Origin of the sequence: Pseudomonas sp. FP1742 (genome assembly GCF_030687145.1) — a bacterium.
In the GTDB taxonomy this organism is placed as follows: Bacteria; Pseudomonadota; Gammaproteobacteria; order Pseudomonadales; family Pseudomonadaceae; genus Aquipseudomonas; species Aquipseudomonas frederiksbergensis_D.
In genome coordinates this window covers 6,232,855-6,247,879 of the sequence record NZ_CP117460.1, presented here as the reverse complement: position 1 = coordinate 6,247,879, position 15,025 = coordinate 6,232,855, and the positions used below count along the sequence as shown (strand labels likewise).

The following is a 15,025-nucleotide window of genomic DNA, read 5'->3' as shown; positions in this document are numbered from 1 at the left end:
GTTTACTTGCGCCCCGTGGCGGCCAGCCATTGGGGAATGCGCCGTTCCAGGTAGTAACCCGGTTGTCTGAACGAACCCTCGACGAAACCGACATGCCCACCCTTGGCCTGCAACTCGAATTGAGTGCTGGCGGATAGTTCGTCGGCACGCGGCAGGCTGTGAGGAAACACAAACGGGTCATCAGCCGCCTGGATAATCAGGGTCGGAGTACGAATCTCTCCCAGGAAATAACGACTCGAAGCGCGACGATAGTAATCCGCGGCATCGGCGAAACCATTGAGCGGTGCGGTGACCCGGCCGTCGAAATCCCAGAAGGTACGCAAGTTCTCTAATGAACCCAGCGCCTCCAATGCCGCCAGGCCATCCTCATGCCCCTCATGCTGGAATCTGCGTTGTTTGTTCTTGATGTAGGCGACCATCTCTCGCATGAAATGCGCTTGGTAGAACTGGGAAAAACCCTGGCTGATACGATCGGCACAGTGATCGAGGCGAAACGGCACCGACACTGCCACCGCACCGAGTACACCGCTGTTGCTGCCGGTTTCACCCAGATGCTTGAGCAACACATTACCGCCCATGGAGTATCCGACCGCATACAGCGGGGCGAGGGGGCGTTGGGTGCGCAGGTGTTTGATGGTTTCCGCCAGGTCTTCACTGGCCCCGGAATGGTAGCTGCGTGGCAGCAGATTGGGCTCGCCGGAGCAGCCTCGCCAGTTCAGCGCGACGCTGGCCCAGCCCTGGGCGCCCAGGGCTTTCTGCATGCCTGCCACGTAAGGTGAATTCGACGAGCCGGTCAGGCCGTGCAATACCAGCACCAACGGCGCATTCGCGCTGTGGGGGCCGTGCCAGTCCAGGTCAAGAAAGTCGCCGTCCTCGAGCCACAATCGTTCGCGCTCGCGTTCGATATGCGTGGTTTTGCGCCATAGCGGTCCCCACAGGGTTTGTACGTGCGGATTACCCAAGCCGTAGGCGGGCGTGAAGGCGGGGGTGAAGCGTTCTGGCAGATGGGACACGATTGCTCTCGATGCTGCGGTGCGTACCCGCAGCGTTAGCTGACTGAGCTTCGCACCATTTTCTCAGGCCGGACTAACCGGCGATCCCTGCCATACGTTGCCACAACGCGTAGTACACCCGTCCCGATTTTTGCTCCCGATGCAGGCGCCAATTTTCTGGCAAACCCAATATCGACGGTGCGCTTTCGCTTTCAGTGTAGACCCACGCATCGTCGGCTAGCCAATGACGCTCTTCGAGCAGAGCGCAAACTACAGGCAACAGATTCTGATTGAACGGCGGGTCGAGAAACACCAGATCGAACGCCGTGGCCGGTTGGGTTTCCAGATAGCGCAAGGCGTCGGCGGTCTGTACCTGGCCGTTGGTGCAGCGCAGGGTGCCCAAATGTTCTTTCAGGCTGGACACCGCGATATTGCTGGCGTCCAGCGCCTGGCCCATGGCCGCGCCACGGGACAGGGCTTCCAGAAACAGCGCGCCGCTGCCGGCAAACGGATCGAGCACCTTGGCCCCGGCGACGTAAGGCGCGAGCCAGTTGAACAGGGTTTCACGCACCCGGTCCGGGGTCGGACGCAGGCCCGGGGCGTCAGGGAAGCTGAGCTTTCGGCTGCGCCATTCGCCGCCGATGATACGCAGTTGATTCACGCCGTTGTGCACGTTGTGAACGGGTTTCTTTGGACGGGATGGACTGGCCATTAATGCTCCGGAACCCCGAGCGGTTGCTCGGCAGGTTTGTCAGTTGGGGCCGGCAACGGCTTTTGTGGCACGGTCGGGCCAGCGCTGACGATGACCAGTTTGTCCGTGCTCAGGTGTTTGTTCAGTGCGGCTTTGACTTGCTCGACGGTCAGGCTCTGGGACTGTTGCATGAAGTCTTCCAGGTAGCTCAGAGGCAAGTTGTAGAAACCCATGGCGCCCAGCTGGCCGACGATATCGGCGTTGCTGGCGGTAGACAGCGGGAAGCTGCCGGCCAGTTCACGCTTGGCGTCGTCGAGTTCTTTCTCGGTGGGGCCGGTTTTAAGGTAGTCGGCGAGCACATCCTGCACCAGTTTCAGGGTGCCTTCGCTCATCTCGGCGCGGGTTTGCAGGTTGATCATGAACGGGCCGCGAACCTGCATCGGGCTGAAACCCGAATACACGCCATACGCCAGGCCACGCTTCTCGCGCACTTCACTCATCAGCCGGGTGCCGAAGCCGCCGCCGCCAAGGATCTGATTGCCCATGGACAACGCCGCATAATCCGGATCGTCACGGTCGATGCCCAGTTGCGCGATCATCAGGTTGGTCTGTTTGGACGGAAACTCGATATGGCCGATGCTGGGTTTGGGGTCGATCGGTTGTTCGACTTTCGCCAGGGCCGGGCCTTTGGGCAGGTCGGCGGACACTTGGGCGGCAACCGCCTCCGCTTCGGCGCGCGACAGGTCGCCCACCAGCGCAATCACCACGTTGCCGGCGGCGTAGGCTTTCTGATGGAAGGCTCGCAACTGCGCCAGGGTGATCGGTGGAATGCTCTTCGCCGTACCGTCGCTGGAGTGCGCGTACGGGTGATCGCCATACAAGCGGTTCATCAGCTCCAGGCTGGCGAGTTTGCCGGGGTTCTGTTTCTGGAATTCGAAGCCGGCGAGCATCTGGTTCTTGATGCGGGCAAATGAGTCGGCGGGGAAGGTCGGTTTGCCGACGACTTCAGCGAACAGCTTCAAGGCAGGCTCGCGCTTGTCCGCGGCACTGAGGCTGCGCAACGAGGCAAGCGCCATGTCCTTGTACGCGCCATTGCTGAAGTCGGCGCCCAATCCTTCGAAGCCCTGAGCGATGGCGCCGACATCTTTGCCGGCCACGCCTTCGTTGAGCATGGCATTGGTCAGCAGTGCCAGGCCGGGTGCGTCGCCGTCCTGGCTGCTGCCGGCGGCGAAAATCAGGCGCATGTCGAACATCGGCAGCTCACGGGCTTCGACGAACAGCACCTTGGCGCCTTCGGCGGTGTTCCAGGTCTGCACGTTCAGCGAGCGATGGCTTGGGGCCTTGCCGTCGAGTTCGGCAAGCGATTGCAGTTTCTGGCTGGACTTGGCCTTGTCGAGGGCTTCGCTGGCGTTGGACTCGTCGGGTTTTGACAGATAGAAGGCGGCAGACCCGATCAGTGCGACAGCGATCAGGCCGATCAGGGCCAGACGTGATTTTTTACGCTCACTCATGAGTCGTCTCCTGTGGCAGTACATGGGCGACGCTGAGACGTTCGCGGGTGAAATACAGCTTGGCGGTCTTCTGGATATCTTGCGGGGTCACGCTTTCCAGGTCGGCAAGTTCGGTGTCCATCAGTTTCCAGGACAGGCCGACGGTTTCCAGCTGACCGATGGCGGTGGCCTGGCTGGTGATCGAGTCACGCTCAAAGACCAGACCGGCAATCACTTGCGCTCGTACCCGCTCCAGTTCTTCAGTGGATGGTGCGGTGGTTTTCAGTTGTTCGAGCAGTTTCCACAGGCCGGCTTCAGCCTGGGCCATGGTTTTCTTCTTCTGGGTGTTCGGCGTGGCCGACAATGTGAACAGGCTGTCGCCACGGGTGTAGGCGTCATAGCTCGACGAGCCGCCGGACACCAGCTCTTCGCCGCGCTCCAGTTGCGTCGGGATGCGACCGCTGTAGCCGCCGTCGAGCAGGGCGGAGATCAGGCGCAGGGCGTTCACCGACTGTTTGTCTGCGGCGGTGGCGATGCTCGGCACGTTGAAGGCCAGCATCAGGCTCGGCAATTGAGTCTGCACATGCAGGGTGATCTTGCGTTCACCGGGCTCAGCCAGCTCCAGCGGGATTTTCGCCGGTGGCACGTCGCGCTTGGCGATCGGGCCGAAGTAGCGCTGGGCCAGGGTTTTGACTTCATCCGGGGTCACATCGCCGACCACTACCAGGGTGGCGTTGTTCGGCACATACCAGGACTGGTACCAGTGGCGCAGTTCTTCGACTTTCATGCGGTCCAGGTCCGCCATCCAGCCGATGGTCGGCGTGTGATAGCCGCTGGCGGGGTAGGCCATGGCCATGAAACGTTCGTAGGCCTTGGACATCGGCTTGTCGTCGGTGCGCAGGCGACGTTCTTCTTTGATCACCTCGATCTCGCGGGCGAACTCGTCGGCCGGCAGGCGCAGGTTGGCCATGCGGTCGGCTTCCAGTTCGAAGGCCACGCCCAGACGGTCGCGGGCCAATACCTGGTAATACGCGGTGAAGTCATCGCTGGTGAAAGCGTTCTCTTCGGCACCGAGGTCGCGCAGGATCAGCGAGGCTTCGCCGGGGCCGACTTTCTCGCTGCCCTTGAACATCATGTGTTCCAGCGCGTGGGACAAGCCGGTCTGGCCCGGAGTCTCGTAGCTGGAGCCGACCTTGTACCAGATCTGGGAAACGACGACCGGTGCACGATGGTCTTCGCGCACGACAACCTTCAGGCCGTTGTCGAGGGTGAATTCGTGGGTCGGTTGTGGGTCGGCAGCCAAGGCTGAGAGGGGCAGACAAACTGTGCTGAGCAGCAGGCCTGCAGCGCGGCGGGCTAGAGCATTCATTCGTTTTTAAACCTGTTGGGCTGCCCGCTGGTCTTAGCGTAGGCGGGCGAGAGGGTGCTAGGATACTGATCCGTTTTACTGGCGGCCACGCCTATCAAGCCTTGGTGTTTGATCAGGTTGTATGGGTTTGCGGCAGAAAGCTGATAGTTATCAACTAAACTCTGCTTTTTCGCCGATTTTGCCGCTTCAGTCCTTCGTGAAATCGTTTCTGTGAGGTGCCGTTCGCTCCTCGACAAAATGTTGCGCGTGAACAAGCTGGATGAATCGCAGTCTGTTCTGCATCGAATTTTTTATTTGCCGAGGCGCCTTTGGGCGCGTCGCTACCGTGAGATAGCCGTCCTCCATGTTTGGTTCCAACGACGACAAGAAGACCCCAGCTGCGGCTGGCGAGAAGAAAAGCCTGTTCGGATGGCTGCGCAAAAAGCCGCAGGAACCCGTTGTCGAACAGCCACAGCCACTTTCCGAGCCAACTCCTGCACCGGTTATAGAGCAAAAGCCTGTGCCGATAGACGGGCCGGTGCTGCAAGCTGCGGCCGAGCTTATACCTGAAACCGAAGTCGCGGCCCCATTGCCGCTGACGCCTGTTGCCGAGCCGTGGCTGACATTGCCGGTAGCGGAAGAACCGGTGGCGCTGGTCGAGGATGAGCAAGCGCCGCACATCACGCCACCGATTCCGGCCCCGACTGCGTTTACTCCGGAGCCGGTTCGGGCGCCAGTGGTTGAACCGGCAGCCGTTGCGCCCGTGTTCGTAGCCGAACCTGCGCCGGTGGTTCCAGAGCCTGCAGTGCCTGCATTTGTTGCTCCGGTTGCTCCAGTTGCTCCAGTTGCTCCAGTTGCTCAAACGCCTGCACCCGTCATCGCTCCTGTTGCCGCCACACCGGTCGAGCCCCTCGAAACTCCAGTCGAGCCTGTGCGTACCGAAGAGACCAAAGCCGGTTTCTTCGCCCGCCTCAAGCAAGGCCTGTCTAAGACCAGCGCCAGCATTGGCGAGGGCATGGCCAGCCTGTTCCTCGGCAAGAAGATCATCGATGACGAATTGCTCGAAGACATCGAGACCCGTCTGCTGACCGCCGATGTCGGCGTTGAAGCGACGTCGGTGATCATTCAGCGCCTGACCCAGAAAGTCGCCCGCAAGGAGCTGGCCGATGCCAATGCGCTGTACAAATCCCTGCAGGCCGAACTGGCAGCGATGCTCAAGCCGGTCGAGCAGCCGCTGAAAATCACCTCGCAGAACAAGCCGTTCGTGATTCTGGTGGTCGGCGTCAACGGTGCCGGCAAAACCACCACCATCGGCAAACTGGCGAAGAAGCTGCAACTGGAAGGCAAGAAAGTCATGCTCGCCGCCGGTGACACCTTCCGCGCGGCAGCGGTCGAGCAGTTGCAGGTCTGGGGCGAGCGCAACAAGATTCCGGTGATTGCCCAGCACACCGGGGCCGACTCGGCTTCGGTGATCTTCGACGCCGTGCAGGCCGCCAAGGCCCGGGGCATTGACGTGCTGATCGCTGACACCGCCGGTCGTCTGCACACCAAAGACAACCTGATGGAAGAGCTGAAAAAGGTTCGCCGGGTGATCGGCAAACTCGACGCCGACGCGCCGCACGAAGTGCTGTTGGTGCTCGACGCCGGTACCGGCCAGAACGCCATCAACCAGGCCAAGCAATTCAACCAGACCGTCGAATTGACCGGCTTGGCGCTGACCAAACTCGACGGCACCGCCAAGGGCGGGGTGATTTTCGCCCTGGCCAAGCAGTTCGGCCTGCCGATCCGCTACATCGGCGTCGGTGAAGGCATCGACGATTTGCGTACTTTTGAAGCAGAACCCTTTGTCCAGGCATTGTTTGCCGAACGGGAGCGTTCATGATTCGTTTCGAACAGGTCGGTAAACGCTACCCGAACGGTCACGTCGGCTTGCATGAGCTGAGCTTTCGAGTCCGTCGGGGCGAATTCTTGTTTGTCACCGGCCATTCCGGCGCCGGTAAAAGCACCTTGTTGCGGCTGTTGCTGGCCATGGAGCGTCCGACCACTGGCAAATTGCTGCTGGCCGGGCAAGACCTGGGCACCATCAGCAATGCACAGATTCCGTTCCTGCGCCGACAGATCGGTGTGGTGTTCCAGAATCACCAGTTGCTGTTCGATCGCACAGTGTTCAATAACGTCGCATTGCCGTTGCAGATCCTTGGCCTGTCCAAGGCCGAGGTCGCCAAGCGTGTGGACTCGGCCCTGGAGCGCGTGGCGCTCTCGGACAAGACCGATCTGTACCCGGGCGATCTGTCCACCGGCCAGCAACAGCGCGTCGGCATCGCCCGCGCCATCGTTCACCGTCCGGCCTTGCTGCTGGCGGACGAACCGACCGGTAACCTCGACCCGCGTCTGGCGGCCGAAATCATGGGCGTGTTCGAAGACATCAACCGCCTGGGCACCAGCGTGCTGATCGCCAGTCACGACCTGGCACTGATTGCCCGCATGCGGCACCGCATGCTGACCCTGCAGCGTGGCCGATTGATCGGCGACGGGGAGGCTGGCGTATGAGTGCGACACGTAGCCCCAAGGTTTCCGAACGCGTGGCCCCTAAGGCCGCCGATCCGCAACCGCAACAGAAGAAAAAGCGCGACGATGACGACGGCCCGGACTTCGCCACGCTGTTCCGCGCCTGGGTCGAAAGCCACCGCGCCAGTCTGCTGGACAGCCTGCGCCGCTTGGGCAAGCAGCCGATCGGCAGCTTTTTCACCTGCATGGTGATGGCGGTCGCCCTGAGCTTGCCGATGGGCCTGTCACTTTTGCTGAGTAACGTCGAGCGTCTGGGCGGCTCCTGGCAACGTGCGGCGCAGATCTCCCTGTACTTGCAACTTGATGCCAGCCCTGAACAGGGCGAGTCGTTGCGCGAGCAGATCAAGGGCATACCCGGTGTAGCCGAGGCCGAATACGTGGGTCGCGATCAGGCACTGGAAGAGTTCCAGCAGCAGTCCGGACTGGGCGAAGCCCTTAAGGAACTGCCGGAAAACCCGCTGCCGGGCGTGGTTCTGGTGACCCCGAACGAGGTCGACAAGCCCGCGCTTGAAGCATTACGACAAAAACTTTCCGAGCTGCCGAAGGTACAACAGGCGCAACTTGATCTAGTCTGGGTCGAGCGTCTGGCAGCCATCCTCAAGCTGGGTGACCGTTTTGTCTTCGGTCTGACCGTGCTTTTGGTTTCTGCATTACTTTTGGTGATAGGCAATACCATTCGTCTTCATATTGAAAACCGCCGCACAGAGATAGAAGTGATTAAACTCGTCGGCGGCACGGACAGTTATGTGCGCAGGCCCTTTCTGTATATGGGCGCGCTTTATGGCTTCGGTGCGGGGATTCTTTCCTGGGGCGTATTGGCGTTCGGCCTGAACTGGTTGAACGACGCGGTGGTTGGACTGGCCGGTTTGTACGGCAGTGATTTTGCGCTGGCCGGAGTGCCAGTTGCCGACGGTCTGTCGCTCTTGCTTGGCGCGGTGCTGTTGGGGTATATCGGTGCATGGATTGCAGTCGCACGCCACCTGCGGGAGCTTGCGCCAAAGTAATATCATTTTGCTCGTATTGACCTTTCAGCGTTTATGGGAACTTGTTTTTTGGTTTCCGGTCAATTTTCGCAGTGCTGAACTGCACGAGTTATGTAAGTCGGAGGTTTTTTCGTATGACCAATTCTTTGCAGCCTGCATATGCTCTGGTCCCGGGTGCGAACCTGGAGGCCTATGTGCACACGGTGAACAGCATTCCATTGCTGACGCCGGAGCAGGAGCGTGAACTGGCCGAGAGTCTCTATTATGAGCAGGATTTGGGGGCGGCTCGGCAGATGGTGCTCGCCCACCTGCGTTTTGTCGTACACATTGCCCGTAGCTATTCCGGCTACGGCCTGGCCCAGGCTGACCTGATCCAGGAAGGCAACGTTGGCCTGATGAAAGCGGTCAAGCGTTTCAACCCGGAAATGGGCGTACGCCTGGTGTCCTTTGCGGTGCACTGGATCAAGGCGGAAATCCACGAGTTCATCCTGCGCAACTGGCGGATCGTGAAAGTCGCGACCACCAAGGCGCAGCGCAAGCTGTTCTTCAACCTGCGCAGCCAGAAGAAACGTCTGGCCTGGCTGAACAACGAGGAGGTCCATCGCGTGGCCGAAAGCCTCGGTGTAGAGCCGCGGGAAGTACGCGAGATGGAAAGTCGCCTGACCGGCCATGACATGGCCTTCGACCCGGCCGCGGAAGCGGACGACGACAGTGCTTTCCAATCGCCGGCCAACTACCTGGAAGACCACCGGTACGACCCGGCTCGTCAACTGGAAGACGCTGACTGGAGCGACAACTCGAACCACAACCTGCACGAAGCGCTTGAAGTGCTGGACGACCGCAGCCGTGACATCCTCTACCAGCGCTGGCTGGCAGAGGAAAAAGCCACACTGCACGACCTGGCGCAGAAGTACAACGTGTCGGCCGAGCGTATTCGTCAGCTCGAGAAGAGCGCGATGAACAAGCTCAAGTTGTCGATCGCGGCATAACCGCAGCAACGGCAATAAAAAACGCCCCGATCATTGATCGGGGCGTTTTTGTTTCTGCGCTACACCACAAAACCAATGTGGGAGCGGGCTTGCTCGCGAATGCGGTGTATCAGTCAACATCAAAGCTGAATGACACGCCGCATTCGCGAGCAAGCCCGCTCCCACAGGGAGTTTTCGGTGTGCACGAGAATGTGTTTGGTTATTGGGCCCACGGCGCCCGACGCGAATCGTTGAGGTCGAGCAGATAACTGTCACCGCCCAATTGATTCATCTGCTGGCGAATCCACCCCGCCCGCCTTGCAACGTAGGAGGTCGGGTGGCTGGCGCTCCACACCCGCGGGTTCGGCAGGACCGCCGCCAGCAAGCTAGCCTGTTGCCGGGACAGCGAACGAGCGCCCACGCCAAAGTGATGCCGGGCGGCCGCTTCGGCGCCAAACACGCCTTCATCCCACTCGACGCTGTTGAGGTATACCTCAAGAATCCGCTGTTTGGGCCAGAGCACTTCGATCAGCCCAGTAAACCAGGCTTCCAGACCTTTGCGCAGCCAGCTGCGACCAGACCACAGAAACAGGTTTTTCGACACTTGCTGGCTCAGGGTGCTGGCGCCGCGAATCGAACCACCGCGCTCGTTATGCGCAAAAGCCGCCTGAATGGCGCTGAAATCAAAACCCCAATGCTCGGGAAACTTCTGGTCTTCACCGGCGATCACCGCGACTTTCAGGTCATCGGAGATTTCATCCCAGGGTTTCCAGGTGCGTTGCAGGTCAATGGGTTCGCCGTCGAGCCAGGATTCAATCTTGCGCTCGACCATCAGCGCCGTTCCCGGTGGCGGCACCACCCGAAACAGCAACACCAGCAATACACTGCCGCCCGCGAACCAGAGCAGGGCTTTCATGAAGCGACGGAAAATTATCTGCAGCATAGAGATGGCTTGGCCGAACCCGTTGAGCCGGCCATTATACAGACCCTGTTGATCGAGTCTGACTGGAGTTCTTCATGTTGCGTGGTTTCCTGATGCTGGCTGCCTTTTTCGGCTTCACCGGTGTTGCCTTGGGCGCATTTGCCGCCCACGGCCTGAAAAACCGCCTGAGCGCCGAGTACTTGACGATTTTCCACACAGGCGTCACCTATCAACTGGTGCATACCCTGGCGTTGCTCGCCGTGGCGCTGCTGTCCACGCAGATTCCCGGACGCCTGATCACCTGGGCTGGCGCGTCCTTTGCCATCGGCATTGTGTTGTTTTCCGGCAGCCTGTACCTGCTGACGATGACCGGCGTCAGCAAGCTCGGGATCGTTACACCTTTCGGTGGCCTTGCGTTCCTGATCGGCTGGGTCTGCCTGGGGCTTGCCGCCTGGCGGTTGAGCTGACCACGCAGTCCATTTCGTGACGAATGGCTTGGGTCGCCAAGTCTGATCGGGCTAGAATGCCAGCCCCTAAAAATGATGGCGGCATTCGGCATGCGCATTCAGTTGAACGGCGAATCCCTTGAACTGCCCGACGGTGAAACCGTTGCGGCCCTGCTGACCCGTCTGGAACTGACCGGGCGTCGGGTGGCGGTCGAGCTCAATCTGGATATCGTCCCGCGCAGCCAGCACGCAGACACCACCTTGAATGAGGGTGACTCCGTAGAAGTCGTGCACGCCATCGGCGGCGGCTAGCCGCCCGGCCCGAGCGGCCACAGAATCATTGTGCAAGAACCTCACCCCAACAGAGGATTTCCCATGAGCATCGTTCGTAGCGACAAGCCTTTCGTCCTGGCCGGTCGTACTTACCAGTCGCGTTTGCTGGTAGGCACCGGCAAGTACCGTGACATGGAAGAAACCCGCCTGGCCATCGAGGCTTCGGGTGCCGAGATCGTCACCTTCGCCGTGCGCCGGACCAACCTCGGCCAGAACCCGGGCGAACCGAACCTGCTCGAAGTCCTGTCACCGGATCGCTACACCTTCCTGCCGAACACTGCCGGTTGCTACGACGCCATTGAAGCCGTGCGCACCTGCCGCCTGGCCCGTGAGCTGCTCGACGGCCACAACCTGGTGAAGCTGGAAGTGCTGGCGGATCAGAAAACCCTGTTCCCCAACGTGATCGAAACCCTCAAGGCCGCCGAAGTGCTGGTCAAGGAAGGTTTCGACGTGATGGTGTACACCAGCGATGATCCGATCATTGCCCGTCAACTGGCGGAAATCGGCTGTATCGCGGTCATGCCGCTGGCTGGTCTGATCGGCTCGGGCCTGGGGATCTGCAACCCGTACAACCTGCAGATCATCCTCGAAGAGGCGAAAATTCCGGTGCTGGTGGATGCCGGTGTCGGTACTGCCTCCGACGCCACCATCGCCATGGAGCTGGGCTGTGAAGCGGTGCTGATGAACTCGGCCATCGCCCATGCCCAGCAGCCGATCATGATGGCTGAAGCCATGAAACACGCCATCGTGGCAGGTCGTCTGGCCTACCTCGCCGGCCGCATGCCGAAAAAACTCTATGCCAGCGCCTCCTCGCCGCTGGATGGTCTGATCAAGTAAGAGCCATTGATGACTGAATCAAACGACACGCCAATCCAGCAGGAAGAAGGCGAAGAGCGCCAACACCGCCGTATCAAGAGTTTCGTGATGCGCGCCGGGCGCATGACCGAAGGCCAGCAACGCGGTCTGGAGCAGGGTGCTCCGCTGTTCGTACTGCCTTTGGCCGATGCACCGGTGGATTTCGATCAGGTGTTCGGCCGTTCGGCGCCGCGCTCGCTGGAAATCGGTTTCGGCATGGGCCATTCGCTGCTGGAAATGGCCGCGGCCTCGCCGGAGCAGGATTTCATTGGCGTTGAGGTTCACCGTCCGGGTGTCGGCGCGCTGCTCAATGGCGTGCTGACCCAGGGCCTGACCAACCTGCGTGTCTACGATTGCGATGCGATCGAAGTGCTCAACCGTTGCATCGCCGACAACAGCCTCGATCGCCTGATGCTGTTTTTCCCGGACCCGTGGCACAAGAGCCGTCACCACAAGCGTCGTATCGTTCAGGCATCGTTCGCTGAACTGGTGCGCAGCAAGTTGAAGGTCGGCGGTGTGTTGCACATGGCCACCGACTGGGAACCGTACGCCGAGTACATGCTGGAAGTGATGAACGTCGCCCCGGGTTATCGCAACCTCGCCGAAGACGGCAAATGCGTGCCGCGCCCGGCCGAACGCCCGATCACCAAGTTCGAACGTCGCGGCGAACGGCTTGGCCATGGCGTGTGGGATCTGAAGTTCGAAAAACTGGCTTAAGCCTTACGCAATACCAAATGTGGGAGCGGGCTTGCTCGCGAAGGCGTCGTATCAGTCAACATCACTGTTGAATGTTCAACCGCTTTCGCGAGCAAGCCCGCTCCCACATTGTTTTGTGTGGTATTCGAAGTCAGCGGCGGTCGGCTACGACGCCAATCAACACCAGCACCACCAACAGCACCGGCGCCAGGCTGTAGTTGTTGAACTGGCTCAGGCCTTTGATGATCCACGGCGTGGCGTAGATCAGCGCCACGCCGCTGCCGACCATGCACAGCAGGGCCATCAGCGGGACGCGCAAGGCGCCGGCGATGCTGCCCAGGCGTTGGTCGACCCAGCCTTTGATGTCGGCGCCAAACAGCACCAGCAAACAGCCCACCAGCGCCAGAGAAATTTCCGACAGGTTGCTACGGCTCCAGCGGGACACGGTGGCGAGCAGGTCGAGTACCAGATCCATTCGATTTCCTTATGTCAGAAAAGTCTGCAGCAAGTCATTGAGAAAGAGTTGTCCGCGCAGCGTGGCTGCCAGACGTGACGGTTCGACCTGCAACAAGCCACTTTGTTCGGCCTCGCGACGGCCTTCGGCAAGGCTTTCCAGGGGCAGCCCGGTGCGCTCCGTATACAACTGCGCTTCGACGCCCTCGGTCAGGCGCAAGGCGTTCATCAGGAACTCGAACGGCAGTTCTTCGTTGGTCAGCGCTTTCTCGCCAGCCTTGAAGCTTTTGGCCGGATTGAGGTAATCCTTCGGCAGGCGAGTCTTCCAGGTGCGTACGATGCGCCCGTCCGGATGGCTGAGCTTGCCGTGGGCACCGGCGCCGATGCCGATGAAGTCGCCGAAACTCCAGTAATTGAGGTTATGCCGCGCCGGATGGCCGGGCTGGGCATAGGCCGAGACTTCGTACTGCGCGTAACCGTGCTCGGCCAACAGCGCCTGGCCAGCCTCTTGAATGTCCCACAGGGCGTCATCTTCCGGCAGCGTCGGCGGCTGGTTCCAGAACACCGTGTTCGGCTCCAGGGTCAGCTGATACCAGGACAGGTGCGTCGGCTTCAGGGCGATGGCCTGGCGCAAGTCGCTCAGAGCGTCGTCCAGGGACTGATCGGGCAAACCGTGCATCAGGTCCAGATTGAAGTTGTCGAAGCCAGCCTGGCGCGCCATGTCGGCGGCACGCACGGCTTCATCGCCGTTGTGAATCCGCCCCAGGGCCTTGAGTTTTTCTTCCTGGAAACTCTGGATACCGATCGACAGGCGATTGATGCCCAGCGCCCGGTAAGCGCGGAATTTCTCCTGCTCGAACGTCCCGGGGTTGGCTTCCAGGGTGATTTCGATGTCGCTGGCAAACGGAATACGTTGCTCGACACCCTTGAGCAAACGGCCCAACGCCTCGGCGCTGAACAGGCTCGGCGTACCGCCACCAAAGAAGATCGAGCTCAGCTCGCGGCCATAGACCGCATGCAGGTCCTGATCGAGGTCGGCGAGCAAGGCGTCCACATACTCTTGTTCCGGCAGCACCGGGCTGGCGGTGTGGGAGTTGAAGTCGCAATAAGGGCATTTGCGTACACACCACGGAATGTGGATGTACAGCGCCAGGGGCGGCAGCACAGGCAAAGCGGCCCGAGGCGATTGCGCGCCGCCGAAGATCAGCGGCGACGCGGACGATTCAATGGTCATTTCAAGCCCAGACGCTGGCGCAGCAGATCCATTGCACGGGCGCGGTGACTGATCTGGTTCTTGTCGCTGGGCTTAAGCTCGGCACTGGAGCACTCGCGTTCCGGCACCCAGAACAGCGGATCGTAGCCAAAGCCGTGTTCACCGCTGGCCTGGGTCAGGATGCGCCCATGCCACAGGCCTTCGCAGAGGATTGGCAACGGATCGTCGGCATGACGCACCAGCGCCAATACGCAGACGAATTGCGCGCCGCGCTCGGCTTGTGGCACGTCTTTCATGACATCGAGCAGTTTGGCGTTGTTCGCCGCATCGCCTTTGCCGTCAGCGTAACGGGCCGAATAGATACCCGGCGCACCGCCGAGGAAGTCCACCGCCAGCCCCGAATCGTCGGCCAAGGCCGGCAGGCCGGAAATGCGCGAGGCATTGCGGGCCTTGAGAATGGCGTTTTCGACGAACGACAGGCCGGTTTCTTCAGGCTCGACGCTGCTGAACTCGCCGATCGAGCGCAAGTGCACCGATTCGCCGAGCATGGCCTGGAGTTCCTTGAGTTTGCCGGCGTTATGGCTGGCCAATACGAGTTGCGTGAAATTGATCATTCGCCGGGGAAGAGCTCTTGGTTGAAATTGATGGTGTTGATTTTGTCGCCGGTCTGCACCTTGATTTCAAAGGTGCGGATTTCCTGCTGTGGCACCGGGTACTGGGCGATGTAGTAGACCGCGCCGGTTTCGGTGATCTGTTTGAACTTCAACGGGACGCTTTGGCTGGTCAGGTCTTTGACCGTCCCGCTGACTTGCGCCGTTTGCGGTTTGCCGTCCTTGATCACCGACACGTTGATCACGCCCTGGTTCTTGCTGCGGATCAGCTCGGCAGCCTTGGCGATGTCCGGTGTCAGATAAGTCGAGTTGAAGGTGTTGTAGTGCACTGTCACATCGCCAAATGTTTCCTGGCGCTCGCCTTTGATGACGTCGGCGGCCATGGCGGTGACGCTCAGGCAGGCAGTAAGTACAAACAGCGCTAGACGACCCATGATCGTTCTCCTCGAAGTGTCG

Annotated in this window: 17 protein-coding genes; 8 read left to right on the top strand and 9 right to left on the bottom strand. The window is 60.5% G+C overall.

The window, feature by feature from the left end:
* Positions 1-2: 2 nt before the first annotated feature.
* The 4 genes from PSH64_RS28410 to PSH64_RS28395 all read right to left on the bottom strand — a co-directional run bounded on the left by PSH64_RS28410 (position 3) and on the right by PSH64_RS28395 (position 4,542).
* Positions 3-1,013: a hydrolase gene (locus PSH64_RS28410; RefSeq protein ID WP_305479309.1), complete on the bottom strand. Its 1,011-nt coding sequence runs from the start codon at positions 1,011-1,013 to the stop codon at positions 3-5.
* Between the two features lie 73 nt (positions 1,014-1,086).
* Entirely contained in the window at positions 1,087-1,704 is a 618-nt protein-coding gene (gene rsmD, locus PSH64_RS28405) for a 16S rRNA (guanine(966)-N(2))-methyltransferase RsmD (protein WP_305479308.1), read from the bottom strand.
* Positions 1,704-3,194: a pitrilysin family protein gene (locus PSH64_RS28400; RefSeq protein ID WP_105340796.1), complete on the bottom strand. Its 1,491-nt coding sequence runs from the start codon at positions 3,192-3,194 to the stop codon at positions 1,704-1,706. The genes rsmD and PSH64_RS28400 overlap by 1 nt, the downstream gene beginning before the upstream one ends.
* Positions 3,187-4,542 (bottom strand): pitrilysin family protein, encoded by a 1,356-nt coding sequence (locus tag PSH64_RS28395; RefSeq protein ID WP_105340797.1) that lies wholly within the window; start codon positions 4,540-4,542, stop codon positions 3,187-3,189. Before PSH64_RS28395 ends, PSH64_RS28400 begins: the two co-directional genes overlap by 8 nt.
* Before the next feature lie 343 nt (positions 4,543-4,885).
* On the opposite strand from PSH64_RS28395, the gene ftsY reads away from it, so the two are divergent.
* From ftsY to rpoH, 4 genes are all read left to right on the top strand, one after another.
* Positions 4,886-6,403: a signal recognition particle-docking protein FtsY gene (gene ftsY, locus PSH64_RS28390; RefSeq protein ID WP_305479307.1), complete on the top strand. Its 1,518-nt coding sequence runs from the start codon at positions 4,886-4,888 to the stop codon at positions 6,401-6,403.
* The gene (gene ftsE, locus PSH64_RS28385) at positions 6,400-7,071 is read left to right on the top strand and encodes a cell division ATP-binding protein FtsE (RefSeq protein WP_105340799.1); all 672 of its coding nucleotides are present in this window, start codon (positions 6,400-6,402) and stop codon (positions 7,069-7,071) included. The genes ftsY and ftsE overlap by 4 nt, the downstream gene beginning before the upstream one ends.
* Positions 7,068-8,093, top strand: a complete 1,026-nt coding sequence (ftsX, locus tag PSH64_RS28380) for a permease-like cell division protein FtsX (protein ID WP_305479306.1) — start codon at positions 7,068-7,070, stop codon at positions 8,091-8,093. Before ftsE ends, ftsX begins: the two co-directional genes overlap by 4 nt.
* A gap of 113 nt (positions 8,094-8,206) precedes the next feature.
* Positions 8,207-9,061: an RNA polymerase sigma factor RpoH gene (gene rpoH, locus PSH64_RS28375; RefSeq protein WP_007897890.1), complete on the top strand. Its 855-nt coding sequence runs from the start codon at positions 8,207-8,209 to the stop codon at positions 9,059-9,061.
* A gap of 199 nt (positions 9,062-9,260) precedes the next feature.
* On the opposite strand, the gene mtgA is transcribed toward rpoH, so the two are convergent.
* Positions 9,261-9,983, bottom strand: a complete 723-nt coding sequence (gene mtgA, locus PSH64_RS28370) for a monofunctional biosynthetic peptidoglycan transglycosylase (protein WP_105340801.1) — start codon at positions 9,981-9,983, stop codon at positions 9,261-9,263.
* A gap of 74 nt (positions 9,984-10,057) precedes the next feature.
* Between mtgA and PSH64_RS28365 the strand changes: the two genes are divergently transcribed.
* From PSH64_RS28365 to trmB, 4 genes are all read left to right on the top strand, one after another.
* Complete coding sequence (locus PSH64_RS28365) at positions 10,058-10,429, top strand: DUF423 domain-containing protein (RefSeq protein WP_105340802.1); 372 nt, start codon at positions 10,058-10,060, stop codon at positions 10,427-10,429.
* A 90-nt stretch (positions 10,430-10,519) separates the two neighbouring features.
* A complete protein-coding gene (thiS, locus tag PSH64_RS28360; protein WP_181150639.1) occupies positions 10,520-10,720 on the top strand; it encodes a sulfur carrier protein ThiS in 201 nt (66 codons plus the stop codon).
* 63 nt (positions 10,721-10,783) lie between these two features.
* On the top strand, positions 10,784-11,578 hold the full coding sequence (locus PSH64_RS28355) for a thiazole synthase (RefSeq protein WP_007939343.1): 795 nt from the start codon (positions 10,784-10,786) through the stop codon (positions 11,576-11,578).
* Between the two features lie 9 nt (positions 11,579-11,587).
* Positions 11,588-12,313, top strand: a complete 726-nt coding sequence (gene trmB / locus PSH64_RS28350; protein WP_105340803.1) for a tRNA (guanosine(46)-N7)-methyltransferase TrmB — start codon at positions 11,588-11,590, stop codon at positions 12,311-12,313.
* Positions 12,314-12,443: 130 nt separating this feature from the next.
* Here trmB and PSH64_RS28345 read toward each other — a convergent pair whose 3' ends face one another.
* The 4 genes from PSH64_RS28345 to PSH64_RS28330 are packed head-to-tail and all read right to left on the bottom strand — an operon-like array spanning position 12,444 to position 15,003.
* Positions 12,444-12,767 carry a DUF3392 domain-containing protein gene (locus tag PSH64_RS28345; RefSeq protein ID WP_007897907.1) on the bottom strand — a complete coding sequence of 108 codons (324 nt, stop codon included), beginning with the start codon at positions 12,765-12,767 and terminating at the stop codon, positions 12,444-12,446.
* 9 nt (positions 12,768-12,776) lie between these two features.
* Positions 12,777-13,979 (bottom strand): radical SAM family heme chaperone HemW, encoded by a 1,203-nt coding sequence (gene hemW / locus PSH64_RS28340; RefSeq protein ID WP_305479304.1) that lies wholly within the window; start codon positions 13,977-13,979, stop codon positions 12,777-12,779.
* A complete protein-coding gene (rdgB, locus tag PSH64_RS28335) occupies positions 13,976-14,572 on the bottom strand; it encodes an RdgB/HAM1 family non-canonical purine NTP pyrophosphatase (protein WP_007939349.1) in 597 nt (198 codons plus the stop codon). Before rdgB ends, hemW begins: the two co-directional genes overlap by 4 nt.
* The gene (locus tag PSH64_RS28330; RefSeq protein WP_305479302.1) at positions 14,569-15,003 is read right to left on the bottom strand and encodes a DUF4426 domain-containing protein; all 435 of its coding nucleotides are present in this window, start codon (positions 15,001-15,003) and stop codon (positions 14,569-14,571) included. The genes rdgB and PSH64_RS28330 overlap by 4 nt, the downstream gene beginning before the upstream one ends.
* Positions 15,004-15,025 lie beyond the last annotated feature (22 nt).

What these genes read in the sequence shown, in the direction of transcription:
- rsmD (WP_305479308.1), bottom strand. Translation starts at nt 1,704, where the DNA reads ATGGCCAGTCCATCCCGTCCAAAGAAACCCGTTCACAACGTGCACAAC.
- PSH64_RS28400 (WP_105340796.1), bottom strand. Translation starts at nt 3,194, where the DNA reads ATGAGTGAGCGTAAAAAATCACGTCTGGCCCTGATCGGCCTGATCGCT.
- PSH64_RS28395 (WP_105340797.1), bottom strand. Translation starts at nt 4,542, where the DNA reads ATGAATGCTCTAGCCCGCCGCGCTGCAGGCCTGCTGCTCAGCACAGTT.
- ftsY (WP_305479307.1), top strand. Translation starts at nt 4,886, where the DNA reads ATGTTTGGTTCCAACGACGACAAGAAGACCCCAGCTGCGGCTGGCGAG.
- ftsE (WP_105340799.1), top strand. Translation starts at nt 6,400, where the DNA reads ATGATTCGTTTCGAACAGGTCGGTAAACGCTACCCGAACGGTCACGTC.
- ftsX (WP_305479306.1), top strand. Translation starts at nt 7,068, where the DNA reads ATGAGTGCGACACGTAGCCCCAAGGTTTCCGAACGCGTGGCCCCTAAG.
- rpoH (WP_007897890.1), top strand. Translation starts at nt 8,207, where the DNA reads ATGACCAATTCTTTGCAGCCTGCATATGCTCTGGTCCCGGGTGCGAAC.
- mtgA (WP_105340801.1), bottom strand. Translation starts at nt 9,983, where the DNA reads ATGCTGCAGATAATTTTCCGTCGCTTCATGAAAGCCCTGCTCTGGTTC.
- PSH64_RS28365 (WP_105340802.1), top strand. Translation starts at nt 10,058, where the DNA reads ATGTTGCGTGGTTTCCTGATGCTGGCTGCCTTTTTCGGCTTCACCGGT.
- thiS (WP_181150639.1), top strand. Translation starts at nt 10,520, where the DNA reads ATGCGCATTCAGTTGAACGGCGAATCCCTTGAACTGCCCGACGGTGAA.
- PSH64_RS28355 (WP_007939343.1), top strand. Translation starts at nt 10,784, where the DNA reads ATGAGCATCGTTCGTAGCGACAAGCCTTTCGTCCTGGCCGGTCGTACT.
- trmB (WP_105340803.1), top strand. Translation starts at nt 11,588, where the DNA reads ATGACTGAATCAAACGACACGCCAATCCAGCAGGAAGAAGGCGAAGAG.
- PSH64_RS28345 (WP_007897907.1), bottom strand. Translation starts at nt 12,767, where the DNA reads ATGGATCTGGTACTCGACCTGCTCGCCACCGTGTCCCGCTGGAGCCGT.
- hemW (WP_305479304.1), bottom strand. Translation starts at nt 13,979, where the DNA reads ATGACCATTGAATCGTCCGCGTCGCCGCTGATCTTCGGCGGCGCGCAA.
- rdgB (WP_007939349.1), bottom strand. Translation starts at nt 14,572, where the DNA reads ATGATCAATTTCACGCAACTCGTATTGGCCAGCCATAACGCCGGCAAA.
- PSH64_RS28330 (WP_305479302.1), bottom strand. Translation starts at nt 15,003, where the DNA reads ATGGGTCGTCTAGCGCTGTTTGTACTTACTGCCTGCCTGAGCGTCACC.